At 68.4% G+C, this 12,374-nt stretch carries 13 protein-coding genes; 6 read left to right on the plus strand and 7 right to left on the minus strand.

The window, feature by feature from the left end; genetic code table 11:
- The first annotated feature begins 57 nt into the window (after nt 1-57).
- The 6 genes from F0L46_RS02200 (at nt 58) to F0L46_RS02225 (ending at nt 6,670) form a co-directional block, all read left to right on the plus strand.
- Nucleotides 58-879, plus strand: a complete 822-nt coding sequence (locus tag F0L46_RS02200; protein WP_240539814.1) for an ABC transporter ATP-binding protein — start codon at nt 58-60, stop codon at nt 877-879.
- Nucleotides 869-1,798, plus strand: a complete 930-nt coding sequence (locus F0L46_RS02205; RefSeq protein WP_149815387.1) for an ABC transporter permease — start codon at nt 869-871, stop codon at nt 1,796-1,798. Before F0L46_RS02200 ends, F0L46_RS02205 begins: the two co-directional genes overlap by 11 nt.
- A complete protein-coding gene (locus F0L46_RS02210; protein WP_149815388.1) occupies nt 1,795-2,754 on the plus strand; it encodes an ABC transporter permease in 960 nt (319 codons plus the stop codon). The genes F0L46_RS02205 and F0L46_RS02210 overlap by 4 nt, the downstream gene beginning before the upstream one ends.
- A 35-nt stretch (nt 2,755-2,789) precedes the next feature.
- The gene (locus F0L46_RS02215; protein ID WP_149815389.1) at nt 2,790-3,779 is read left to right on the plus strand and encodes an ABC transporter substrate-binding protein; all 990 of its coding nucleotides are present in this window, start codon (nt 2,790-2,792) and stop codon (nt 3,777-3,779) included.
- Between the two features lie 193 nt (nt 3,780-3,972).
- Nucleotides 3,973-5,412: a dihydropyrimidinase gene (hydA, locus tag F0L46_RS02220; protein WP_149815390.1), complete on the plus strand. Its 1,440-nt coding sequence runs from the start codon at nt 3,973-3,975 to the stop codon at nt 5,410-5,412.
- 16 nt (nt 5,413-5,428) lie between these two features.
- Nucleotides 5,429-6,670 (plus strand): Zn-dependent hydrolase, encoded by a 1,242-nt coding sequence (locus F0L46_RS02225; RefSeq protein WP_149815391.1) that lies wholly within the window; start codon nt 5,429-5,431, stop codon nt 6,668-6,670.
- Nucleotides 6,671-6,672: 2 nt separating this feature from the next.
- On the opposite strand, the gene F0L46_RS02230 is transcribed toward F0L46_RS02225, so the two are convergent.
- From F0L46_RS02230 to F0L46_RS02260, 7 genes are all read right to left on the minus strand, one after another.
- On the minus strand, nt 6,673-7,635 hold the full coding sequence (locus F0L46_RS02230) for an NAD(P)H-dependent flavin oxidoreductase (RefSeq protein WP_149815392.1): 963 nt from the start codon (nt 7,633-7,635) through the stop codon (nt 6,673-6,675).
- A gap of 52 nt (nt 7,636-7,687) precedes the next feature.
- Entirely contained in the window at nt 7,688-8,068 is a 381-nt protein-coding gene (locus tag F0L46_RS02235) for a VOC family protein (protein ID WP_149815393.1), read from the minus strand.
- Between the two features lie 201 nt (nt 8,069-8,269).
- Nucleotides 8,270-9,082: a phosphonate ABC transporter, permease protein PhnE gene (gene phnE / locus F0L46_RS02240; RefSeq protein ID WP_149815394.1), complete on the minus strand. Its 813-nt coding sequence runs from the start codon at nt 9,080-9,082 to the stop codon at nt 8,270-8,272.
- Entirely contained in the window at nt 9,079-9,882 is an 804-nt protein-coding gene (phnE, locus tag F0L46_RS02245; protein WP_188311819.1) for a phosphonate ABC transporter, permease protein PhnE, read from the minus strand. The genes phnE (F0L46_RS02240) and phnE (F0L46_RS02245) overlap by 4 nt, the downstream gene beginning before the upstream one ends.
- On the minus strand, nt 9,879-10,682 hold the full coding sequence (phnC, locus tag F0L46_RS02250) for a phosphonate ABC transporter ATP-binding protein (protein ID WP_240539815.1): 804 nt from the start codon (nt 10,680-10,682) through the stop codon (nt 9,879-9,881). Before phnC ends, phnE (F0L46_RS02245) begins: the two co-directional genes overlap by 4 nt.
- Before the next feature lie 28 nt (nt 10,683-10,710).
- Nucleotides 10,711-11,745: a phosphate/phosphite/phosphonate ABC transporter substrate-binding protein gene (gene phnD, locus F0L46_RS02255; RefSeq protein WP_149815440.1), complete on the minus strand. Its 1,035-nt coding sequence runs from the start codon at nt 11,743-11,745 to the stop codon at nt 10,711-10,713.
- A 59-nt stretch (nt 11,746-11,804) separates the two neighbouring features.
- On the minus strand, nt 11,805-12,308 hold the full coding sequence (locus tag F0L46_RS02260) for a DUF427 domain-containing protein (protein ID WP_149815397.1): 504 nt from the start codon (nt 12,306-12,308) through the stop codon (nt 11,805-11,807).
- Nucleotides 12,309-12,374 lie beyond the last annotated feature (66 nt).

A 12,374-nucleotide genomic window follows, 5' to 3' on the forward strand; every position in this document is an offset into this window, starting at 1 on the left:
GGAGAGGTCGGGCTTGAGCGCGTCGGGGAGCACGTCGTGAGTGGAATGGTCGTGCCGATGAGAGCGTCGACGGAGCCGGCCCCTAGGGCCGTCGCCGGCGCGCCGGTGGTGGACATCAAGGGCCTGTCGCTCACCTACGAGGCGGCGGACGGGCCGGTCTATGCCCTGTCGAACGTCGATCTCCAGATTGCCGAGGGCGAGTTCGTCTCCTTCATCGGCCCCTCCGGCTGCGGCAAGACCACGCTCCTGCGAGTCGTCGCCGATCTGGAACAGCCGAGCGGCGGGCACATCCGGGTCAATGGGGTGAGCCCCAACGAGGCGAGGCTTCGCCGGGACTACGGCTTCATCTTCCAGGCGCCCGCGCTCTATCCCTGGCGCACCATCCGCCGCAACGTCGAGCTGCCTCTGGAGATCTTCGGGATTTCCAAGGCAGAACGGCGCGAGCGCTCGGCGCGCCAGCTGGAGCTCGTGAACCTCAAGGGCTTCGAGAACAAGTTCCCCTGGCAATTGTCGGGGGGCATGCAGCAGCGGGCTTCCATCGCCCGAGCCCTGTCCTTCGACCCGAAGCTCCTCTTGATGGACGAGCCCTTCGGCGCCCTCGACGAGATCGTTCGCGACCACCTCAACGAGCAGCTGCTGCGGCTGTGGGACAAGACGGGCAAGACCGTGCTCTTCGTCACTCACTCGATCCCCGAGGCGGTGTTCCTGTCGACGAAGATCGTGGTGATGTCGCCTCGCCCCGGGCGCATCATCGACATCATCGACGCGAGCTCGCTCGGCCGGATGCGCGACCTCGATATCCGCGAAACGCCCGAGTTCCTGCAGATCGCTCATCGTGTCCGCGAAGGCTTGCGGGCGGGACACTCCTATGACGACTGAGGCGGCTGCCATACCCGGCCTCAAGGCACGCCGCGCGTCCTTCCGCCCGTGGGAGGGCAACACGCTGCCGGTGCTCGTGATCGTCCTCGCGATCGTCGGCCTCTGGTACGCGGCGGCTCTCGCCATGAACTGGCGCGGCACGGCGGACGCCTTCGAGCGAGCGGGAGAGGCGCGTAGCGCACCCGAGATCGCGCTCGCCACCATGGGGCAGGAGCGCCCGATGCTGCCGGCGCCGCATCAGATCGTCTTCGAGCTGAAGAAGACCGTGATCGACACGCCGACGACATCCCGGCGCAGCCTCGTCTACCACGCCTGGGTGACGCTCTCCTCGACGCTGGTGGGCTTCGGCCTCGGGACGGCGCTCGGGATCGTGCTTGCCGTGCTCGTCGTCCACGTGAAGACCCTCGAGCGCAGCCTCATGCCCTGGGTGATCTCCTCGCAGACGATCCCCATCCTCGCCATCGCGCCGATCATCATCGTGGTCCTGGGCTCGATCGGAGTCACGGGGCTGCTGCCGAAATCGATCATCTCGGCCTATCTCTGCTTCTTCCCGATCACCATCGGCATGGTGAAGGGCCTGAACTCCCCCGATCCGATGCAGCGCGACCTGATGCGAACCTACTCCGCCTCGCAGGCGCAGACGCTGTGGAGGCTGCGGCTGCCCGCCTCGCTGCCCTACCTCTTCGCGGGCCTGAAGGTAGCGGTGGCGATCAGCCTCGTCGGCGCCATCGTCGGCGAACTGCCGACCGGCGCCCAGGCGGGCCTCGGCGCGCGGCTGCTCGCGGGTTCCTATTACGGCCAGACGATCCAGATCTGGGCTGCGCTCTTCGGGGCCGCGATCCTCGCCTCGCTTCTGGTGGCGACGGTCGGCCTGGTCGAGCGGCTCGTCAACCGGAGCATGGGGGCCCGCACCGCATGACCGCCGCCCGTCGCGCCTCCGTCCTGACGCCTCTCGTCCTTGCGGGCTGCCTCTACGTTCTCATGCTGGTGCACCGCCCCGGGGTCGCCGGGGCGCCCGGGCCGCTGTTCTGGGGGCTCGTCGTCGCGCTTTGGCTTGCCTCGATCGTGGCGCTCAGCGGATTGTCGAACCTGCGCCTCAAGAGCCGCCCGGCGGATCGCCTTGCGTCGCTCGCGGTGCCGATCCTGTTCGGGGCCTTCCTCTTCTTTCTCTGGGAGGTGATCGTCGTCGGGGCGGGCGTGCCGTCGGTCCTCATGCCGGCGCCTTCCGCGATCGCCCGGCGCTTTGCGGCATCCATGCCGGTCCTGCGGGACGACTTCATCCAGACCTTCGTGAAGTCCGTGCTCACGGGCTACGCGATGGGCTGCGGCGCGGGCTTCGTCGTCGCGATCCTCGCCGACCGCGTGCCCTTCTTGCGCCGCGGCCTGCTGCCGCTCGGCAATTTCGTGTCGGCGCTGCCGGTCATCGGCATCGCGCCCATCATGGTGATGTGGTTCGGCTTCGACTGGCCCTCGAAGGCGGCGGTCGTGGTGGTGATGACCTTCTTCCCCATGCTCGTGAACACGGTCGCGGGGCTGACGGCGGCGGGGCGCATCGAGCGCGACCTGATGCAGTCCTACGCGGCGGGCTACTGGACCACGCTCCTGAAGCTCCGGCTTCCCGTGGCCCTACCGTTCATCTTCAACGCCCTGAAGATCAACTCCACCCTGGCGCTCATCGGCGCCATCGTGGCCGAGTTCTTCGGGACGCCCACCGTCGGCATGGGATTCCGCATCTCGATCGAGGTGGCGCGCATGTCCCTCGACATGGTGTGGGCCGAGATCGCGCTGGCGGCCATCGCCGGCTCGGCATTCTATGGAGCCGTCGCGCTCATCGAGCGCGGGGCGACCTTTTGGCATCCGTCGTACCGCACATAAGGGGACGCGGGCGGCGTTTTACGGGGAGACCAACGATGATCAGGACCACTCTACTGGCCGCGGCCCTCGCGCTCGGCTCCACAACCGCCTTCGCGCAGGCCGAGAAGGTGAACCTCCAGCTGAAATGGGTCACGCAGGCCCAGTTCGCGGGCTATTACGTCGCCAAGGAAAAAGGCTTCTATAAGGAGGCGGGCCTCGACGTGAACATCAAGCCGGGCGGCCCGGACATCGCGCCCCCGCAGGTCATCGCCGGCGGCGGCGCCGACGTGATCGTCGACTGGATGCCCTCGGCGCTCGCCGCCCGCGAGAAGGGCGTGCCGCTCGTCAACATCGCCCAGCCCTTCAAGCAGTCGGGCATGATGCTCACCTGCCGGGCCGAGACGGGCATCAAGACCCCCGGCGACCTCAAGGGCCGCACCCTCGGCGTCTGGTTCTCGGGCAACGAGTACCCGTTCCTCGCCTGGATGGCGAAGCTCGGCCTTAAGACGGACGGCTCGGCCGGCGGTGTGAAGGTGCTCAAGCAGGGCTTCAACGTCGACCCGCTGATCCAGAAGCAGGCCGACTGCATCTCGACCATGACCTACAACGAGTACTGGCAGGTGATCGACGCCGGGTTCAAGCCCGAGCAGCTCGTCGTCTTCAAGTACGAGGAGCAGGGCGTCGCGACCCTTGAGGACGGCCTCTACGTGATGCAGGACAAGCTCAAGGACCCCGCCTTCGTGAGCCGGATGGCGAAGTTCGTCGCCGCCTCGCAGAAGGGCTGGGATTACGTGCGCAAGAGTCCGGACGAGGCCGCCAAGATCGTCCTGGAGAACGACGCCTCGGGGGCCCAGACCGAGAAGCACCAGAAGCGCATGGCCGGCGAGATTGCCAAGCTCCTCGACACGTCCGGCTCCGGCAAGCTCGACCCGGCCGATTACGATCGCACCGTGGCCACCCTGCTGGCGTCGGGCGGCGACGCGCCCGTGATCACCAAGAAGCCCGAGGGCGCCTGGAGCCACGCGGTGGTCGACGCGAAGAAGTAAGCGGCGAGCCTTCACTCCTCCCTCTTGCGGGGAGGGGCAGGGGTGGGGGTCGCGAGGCCAACCGCCGACGGTCCAGAACCTGGCTGTAACGGCCGTGCGTGCTCCCGACCTGCCCGCCAGCTCCGACATTACGACCCCCACGCCTAACCCCTCCCCACAAGGGGGAGGGGAACAACAACCAAGGGAGACGACCATGGCCGTTCTCATCCGCGGCGGGACCGTCGTGAACGCCGATCTGAGCCGCCGCGCCGACGTTCTCGTCGAGGGCGAGCGCATCGTGGCCGTGGGGGAGGGGCTGGAGGCGCCCGCCGGCGCCGAGATCGTCGATGCCGGGGGCGCCCTCGTGATGCCGGGCGGCATCGATCCGCATACCCATATGGAGCTGCTCTTCATGGGCAGCGTCTCAGCGGACGACTTCGAGTGGGGCACGAAAGCCGCCATCTCGGGCGGAACGACGACCATCGTCGATTTCTGCATCCCGGGTCCGGGCGAATCCCTCGTCGAGGCCTACCGCGCCTGGCGGGCGAAATCCGAGAAAGCCGCTGGCGACTACTCCTACCACCTCGCCGTGACGTGGTGGTCCGACCAGGTGTCGGCCGAGATGGGCGAGATCGTGAACACCCATGGGGTGAACACCTTCAAGCACTTCATGGCCTACAAGGGTGCCCTGATGGTGGACGACGACGTCCTCTTCCGCTCCTTCAAGCGCTGCGCCGAGCTCGGCGCCACGGCCCTCGTTCACGCCGAGAACGGCGACGTCGTGGCGCAGATGCAGGAGAACTTCATCGCGGCGGGCAAGACGGGCCCCGAGTTCCACGCCTATTCCCGTCCGCCCGAGGTCGAGGGCGAGGCCGCGACCCGCGCGATCATGATCGCCGACATGGCGGGCTGCCCTCTCTACGTCGTCCACACCTCCTCGCGCCAGGCGCACGAGGCGATCGCCCGGGCCCGTGCCGAGGGCAAGCGCGTCTTCGGCGAGCCGCTGATCCAGCATCTCGTCCTCGACGAGACCGACTACCTCAACCAGAGCTGGGAGCACGCGGCGCAGCGGGTGATGTCGCCGCCCTTCCGGCCGAAGTTCCACCAGGACAGCCTCTGGGCCGGCCTGCAGGCCGGCTCGCTGCAGGTGGTGGCGACCGACCATTGCTCCTTCACCATGGAGCAGAAGCGCACGGGCCTGAACGACTTCCGCCTGATCCCCAACGGGACCGGAGGGTTGGAGGACCGCATGCCGGTGCTGTGGAGCGCCGGCGTCAACACCGGGCGGCTGACCCCGAACGAGTTCGTCGCGGTCACTTCCGCGAACTCCGCCCGCATCCTCAACATGTATCCGCAGAAGGGCGTGATCATGCCGGGCGCGGACGCCGACATCGTGATCTGGGACCCGAAGGCCACCAAGACGGTCTCCGCCAAGACGCAGGTGAGCCGCATCGAGTACAACGTGTTCGAAGGCGTCGAGCTCACCGGCCTGCCGGTGCGGGTCTTCCTGCGCGGCCGGCTCGCCGCCGAGAACGGCAAGGTGGTGGCGGAGCGCGGCCAGGGCCGCTTCGTCGCGCGCCGCCCGCTCCCCGCCTTCGCCGAGGCGCAACGCCTGTGGAAGGCCCGCACCGCCCCGCAGGCGGTCGCGCGCTGATCGGAGGGCGAGCTCCATGCAGAACCTCACCATCAACCCGCAGCGCCTCTGGGATACCCTCATGGAGACCGCCCGCATCGGCGGGACGGCGAAGGGCGGCATCTGCCGCCTGACGCTCACCGACCTCGACCGCGAGGTGCGCGACTGGTTTCGCGCGCAATGCGACGCGCTGGGCTGCACCGTCACGGTGGACGAGGTGGGCAACATGTTCGCGACCCGTCCCGGCAAGCGTGCCGACGTGGCGCCTATCGCCATCGGCAGCCATCTCGACACCCAGCCCACGGGTGGCAAGTTCGACGGCATCCTCGGCGTGATCGGCGGACTGGAGGTCATGCGCACGCTGCACGATCTCGGCTACGAGACGAACGCGCCCCTCATGCTCGTGAACTGGACCAACGAGGAGGGCTCGCGCTTCGCGCCCGCGATGCTGGGCTCCGGCGTCTATGCGGGCGTGTTCGACCGCGCTTTCGCCGACAGCCGCGAGGACCGTCAGGGTGTGCGCTTCGCGGACGCCATCGAGGGCATCGGCTATCGCGGCGACGTCGCGCCGGGAGCGGTAACGTTCGGCGCCATGTTCGAGCTCCACATCGAGCAGGGGCCTATCCTGGAGGCGGAGGGCAAGACCGTCGGCGTGGTCACCGGCGTGCAGGGCATGCGCTGGTACGAGGTCGATCTCACGGGTCGCGAGGCCCATACGGGCTCGACGCCGATGCATCTGCGCGCCAACGCGCTGCTCGGCGCGAGTCGCGTCGTCGAGCGCGTGAACGCGATCGCTCTGGCGCATGCGCCTCTCGCCGTCGCGACCGTGGGCCTGCTCGAGGTGAAGCCGAACTCGCGCAACGTGATCCCGGGCCACGTCTTCTTCTGCGTCGACATGCGCCATCCCGACGACGCGGTGCTCGACGCGATGGAGCGGGAACTCAGTGAGGCCGTGCCGGCCATCGCCGCCGAGATCGGGCTGGAGGTCTCGTTCCGCAAGACCTGGGACTCACCCGCCGTTCGCTTCGACCCCGACTGCATCGCGTCGGTGCGCGCCGCCACCGAGCGGATGGGCCTACCGACGCGGGACATCGTGTCCGGCGCGGGCCACGACGCAGCCTATATCGCCCGGGTCGCCCCGACCACGATGATCTTCGTGCCTTGCGCGGGGGGCTTGAGCCACAACGAGGCCGAGAGCACAACCTTCGACGAGTGCTCGGCCGGGGCTCAGGTGCTCCTCAACGCGGTGCTCGACTACGACGAGCGCTTCGGTCGATAGGCCTATTCCGCAGCCGAGCGGATAGGCGCGGGGACCCCGAGGAGGCGCGCCCGCGCCGCGTCGTATTCGCGGGCGAGCCGGGCGATGAGGTCGGCCGCGGGCACGATATCCTTCACCGCGCCGATGCCCTGGCCGCAGCCCCAGATGTCGCGCCAGGCCTTCGCCTCGCGGGTGGAGCCGAAATCCATCTTCGAGGGGTCGGAGGCGGGAAGCGCGTCCGGGTCGAGACCGGCGGCCAGGATGCTGGGCTTGAGATAATTGCCGTGCACGCCCGTGAAGAGGTTCGAGTAGACGATGTCCTCGGCGCGCGAGTCCACGATCATCTGCTTGTAGCGGGCATCAGCCCGCGCCTCGTGCGTGGCGATGAACGCCGAGCCCATATAGGCGAGATCCGCACCCATCGCCTGCGCGGCGAGCACCGCGTCGCCTGTCGCAATGGAGCCCGACAGGGCCACGGGCCCGCCGAACCATTGGCGCACCTCCTGCACCAGCGCGAAAGGCGACAGGGTGCCGGCGTGCCCGCCCGCGCCCGCCGCGACGAGGATCAGCCCGTCCGCGCCCTTCTCGATGGCCTTGCGCGCGAAGCGGTCGTTGATCACGTCGTGGAGGACGATGCCGCCATAGGAGTGGATCGCCTGATTCACGTCCTCCCGGGCGCCGAGGGAGGTGATCACGACCGGGACCCGGTACCGCACGCAAAGCGCCAGGTCGTCCATCAGGCGGTCGTTGGAGCGGTGAACGATGAGGTTGACCGCGAAGGGCGCATCGCCGTCCCCGAGCTCCGTCGTGAGGCGCGTGAGCCATGCCTCCAGCTGCGCCAGTGGCCGCGCGTTGAGGCTCGGGAACGAGCCGACGATGCCCGCCCGGCACTGGGCGATGACGAGGTCCGGGTTCGAGATGATGAAGAGCGGCGAGCCGATCACCGGGAGCGACAGCCGGCCCTGGAGCGGGGAGGGGAGTGCCATGGAAATCTCGCTCATGCTGTCCGCGTTCAGGAGCCGGCCCGGGCCTGATCGCTCAGATCGTGATCTCGATCTCGTTGCCGTCCGGATCGGCCACGACGCCCTCGTAATAGCCGTCCCCGGTGGTCCGGGGCTCGGACAGGATGCGGTGCCCGTCCGCGCGCAGGCGCGCGATGAGCGCGTCGACCGCCTCGCGGGAGCCCGTGGCAAGCGCTAGATGCGCGTAGCCCAGCGCGTGCTCCGAGCGTTCCTCGTCCAGCCCCTCGAGGCGCATCAGCTCGAGGCGCGCGCCGGTTGCGAAGGTCAGGAAGTAGGATTCGAAGGGGCGGCGGTTGCTCCGATAGCGATCGTTTGGCGTCGCTCCGAAATACGCCTCGTAGAACGCCCGCAGGCGGTCCAGGTCGCGCGTCCAGAGCGCAAGATGCTCGATGTGCAAAGGGGCCTCCACTCACGAGATCGGCGGCGGTGAGGGCCGCGACAAGACCTTTCAGCGCGCCCTGGTGCGAGGCTGGATCGGCCGACGTTCACGCCCAGCCACAGCCACTCCCGCCGCCTCGGCGGTTCCCGTGCGTAGCACGAGCGCATCGCGGACGTCGATGGGCGCTCTCGTCTGCGTAAGCGGGATGGCCGCGCGGCCTTAGAGGATGCGGGACCGGATGAAGGACGTGACGAACTCGGTCGCGATCACCACGGCGAAGATCACCGCCAGGATGAGGCCGACCTGATCCCAGTAGAGGTTGTTCAGCGCGGCATCGAGGGCGACCCCGATGCCGCCTGCGCCCACGAGGCCCAGCACCGCGGATTCGCGGATGTTGATGTCCCAGCGCAGGAGAGCGACGGACCAGAAGGCCGGTTCGACCTGAGGCCAATAGCCCTTCACGAGGATCATCGAGCGCGGCGCCCCGGCGGCGGTCAGCGCCTCGATCGGTCCCTGCTGCGCCTCCTCCAGCGCCTCGCCGAACAGCTTGCCCACGAAACCGATGGAGCGGAACGCGATCGCGAGCGTGCCGGCCAGGGGCCCGGGGCCGAAGATCGCGACGAAGAGCAGCGCCCAGATGAGCGAGTTCACCGAGCGGGACGAGACGAACACAAATTGCGCAATCCAGTTCAGCGGCCCCGAACGGGTGAAGTTGCGGGCGGCAAGGAACGAGAACGGGATCGCGAGGACGAGCGCCAGAAGCGTGCCGAGCGTCGCCGTATGCAGGGTTTCGATCAGCGCCGCATGGACGGCCTTGGGGTAGAAAGCCCAGTCGAAGGGCCACATCCGCACGAAGAGATCGGCCGTCTGCTCGGGCGCGTCATACAAGAACTCCGGGATGATCTCGATCGTCCGCAGGGACCAGATCACCGCGACGGCCGTGAGCACGTAGACCAGCGCGCGGGCCCCGCGCTCGACGGGCGTGAACCGGACCCAGCGGCGCGAGGGACCCGAGAGCGCGGCCTCGCTCACTGAAAGATCCTCCGCAGGCGTCCTGCCCCGACCTCGGCCACCATGATGAGCCCGATGATCGCGAGCAGGATGGTGAGGACGAAGTCGTAGTCGAAGCGTTGGTAGGCCGTGAACAGCGTCGCCCCGATGCCTCCGCCGCCCACCAATCCCACCATCGTTGAGTTCCGCAGATTAGAGTCGAGCTGGTAGGTCGAGAAGCCGATGAAGCGTGCCATCACCTGCGGGAGCACGCCCATGGCGAGCACGCTCATGAACGACGCACCCGTGGCCCTGACCGCCTCGACCTGCTTCATCGACATCTCCTCGACGGCGTCCGCGAACAGCTTCGAGACGAAGCCCATCGTGCTGACGATGAGCGCCATGATCCCGGCGAGCGCGCCGAACCCGACCGCCTTCACGAACAGGATCGCGACGATGACGCTGTGGAACGAGCGCAGCACGGCGATGAGGCCCCGCGCACTCCACGACACCCAGCCCGGCATGAGGTTGCGTGCGGCAAGCAGGCCGAGCGGCAGCGACAGGAGGACCCCGAAGAACGTGGAGAGCACGGCGATCTGGATGCTTTCCAGCATCCCCGTCTGAAGGAGGGCGAGCTTGTCGGGCGCGATGTTCGGCGGGAACATCCGGCCGAGGAAGCGCGCGCCGTTATCGAGTCCCTGGACGAAGCGCGGCCAGGTCACGTCGAGGATCGAGGCGGCATAGACCGAGTAGAGCGCCAGCCCGATCCAGGCGAGGCGCACGGGCCAGCGGGCCGGAAAGGCCTTGGCGCGCAGCCCCCCCGACGTCGCGAGCCCCCTCACGAGAGCCACCCTTCGCCGCCATAGATGTCGGTGAGATGGCGGTCTTCGAGCGCGTCGGGGGGCCCGTCGAACACCACCTCGCCCCGGGACATCCCGATGACCCGCTGGGCGAAGCGCCGGGCGAGATCGACGTTGTGGATGTTGATCACGATGGGCGTGCCGCCCCCGGCCGAGAGGGCCGCCATCAGCTCCATGATCTCGACGGAGGTCTTCGGGTCGAGGGAGGAGGTTGGTTCGTCGGCGAGTACGAGCGCGGGGTCCTGCATCACGGCACGGGCGATGCCGACGCGCTGACGCTGGCCGCCGGAGAGCTGGTCGGCCCGGCGCGTCGCGAAATCGGCGCCGAGCCCGACCGCGTCGAGGAGCGCGAAGGCTCGCTCGACATCCGAATCCGGAAACCGCCGCAGGAAGGCGCGCCAAGCCGGCACGTAGCCTAAACGCCCGCACAGGACGTTCTCGATCACGCTCAGGCGCTCCACGAGATTGTACTCCTGGAACACCATCCCGATGCGTCGGCGGGCCATGCGCAGCGACCTGCCCCGCAGACGGGCCAGGTCGCTGCCGCCGAACCAGATCTCGCCCGACGTGGGGTCGACGAGCCGGTTGATGCAACGGATTAGGGTCGACTTGCCCGTTCCCGAGGGGCCGATGATCGCCGTGATGCCGCGGCCCTCGACGGCAAGCGAGATGTCCTTCAGGACGGGCTGACCCGCGCGATATTCCTTGCGAAGGTTGCGGATGAGCAGGGAGCCCGGCAGGGCTCCCGCCTCGGTGGGCGCCGGGTGCGGATGGCTGGTCACGGGCATGCCTCGCCGTTCGGGCGCCGGCTCAAGGCTTGGGCGCCGCCGCCGGGGCCTGCTGCGCCTTCTTTGCCGCGGCTTCCGCCTCGCGGCGGGACTCGGCGTCGTACGCGGCCTTGTTGTAAGGCGTGCCGGACTTCTCCGCGACGTCGCGCACCACGGCCCAAGTATCCTTGTAGGTGATGGGCAGGAAGCGATCGTCCCCGTTGAACTCCTTCGTCATCTCGGGCGTGAACCGGAACGAGAAGAAGCAGTCGCGAAGCTTCGCCGCGAGCTCGGGCTTCAGGTCGTGCGCATGCGCGAAGGACGAGGTCGGGAAGACGGGACTCTTGTAGATGATGCGGAAGTCGTCGCCCTTCACGGTAGCGCGGGTCACCATGCGGTCGTAGACGTCCGACGCCACCGCAGCCATGTCGTAGTCGCCCGACGCGACGCCGAGCACCGACTTGTCATGCCCGCCGGACATCAGCGGCTTGTAGTCGGTGTCGGTCACGAGGCCCTGGTCCGGGAAGAGGACGCGCGGCGCGAGGTTGCCCGAGTTCGACGACGGCGAGGTATGGGCCACCTTCTTGCCCTTCAGGTCGGTAAGCGTCTTGAAGGGGCTCGACGCCTTGACGATCGCGATCAGGTTGTAGCCTCGCACCTCGGTGCCGAGACCCTTGGCGGCGAACGGCACGGCGCCGGCGAGGTTCACGGCGAAGCCGGTCGGCCCCGTCGAGAAGCCCGCGAAGTGCAGGCGCCCAGACCGCATCGCCTCGATCTCGGCCGAATTCGACTGGACCGGGTAGTAGACGATGCGCTTGCCGACGCAGGACTGGAGATGCTCCGTGAACGGCTTGAAGATGTTCGCGTAGACCGCCGGATCCTCGACGGGCGTATAGGCCCAGACCAGGGTCGAGGGATCGCGCCAGCGCTTGGGATCCTTCGGCACGTCGGCGACGAGGTCGTTGTTCTCGTCGCAATAGCTGGTGTCGAGCTGGCCCCGGTTGGAGCAGGCGTCCTGGGCGCGGGACGGCGACGAGGCGAGGGCCGCGAGCGCGAGGCCCGCGGCGGCAAGCGACATTCTGGTGATCATGCGTTTCCCTCCGGCGGCGGGAGCCCTGTCGACGGGCTCTTCTCGCGTCAGCCCCCGGAGCTTAGCCGCCCAAGCTGTCCCTTGAAAGGCCCCACGACGCGGGAGGTGATCCAGCCGCCATAGAACCCGCCAGGCTGCGGGATCACCCGCTCCTCGTCGACGAAGCAGCCGTCCATTGGTCCGGCATAGAACGCGACGTGGCCGGCGATGGCGCGGAACCCGGGTGTGGGAGAGCGGTAGGTCCAGGCGCCTCGCCCGACCCGCTGCGCGGACCCGACGACGTCGAAATAGACTGCCACCCCTTTCCACTCGCAGAAGCTGGAGCCCGGCACGGGCTCGACCGCGCCGGGCAGGATGTCCTCAGGCGGGAAATAGTAGACGGGCGGGTGGCTCGTCTCGAGCACCCGGTGTCCGCGCGTCGTGTCGGCGATCACGGCGCCGTCGAGCACCACGCGCAACCGCTCCGTCACGGGCTCGAGGAGCGGCGGACGGGGATAATCCCAGACGCTCTCCTGGCCCGGGCCGGGCTCGTCAGCGATCGGGTTGCGCATGGGTCACCTCGCGGGAGGACGGGGAGGGGACTTGGCGCCAAGCCATCGCGGGTCAAGGTCCTGCGG

The organism is Salinarimonas soli (genome assembly GCF_008386575.1).
Classification (GTDB): Bacteria; Pseudomonadota; Alphaproteobacteria; order Rhizobiales; family Beijerinckiaceae; genus Salinarimonas_A; species Salinarimonas_A soli.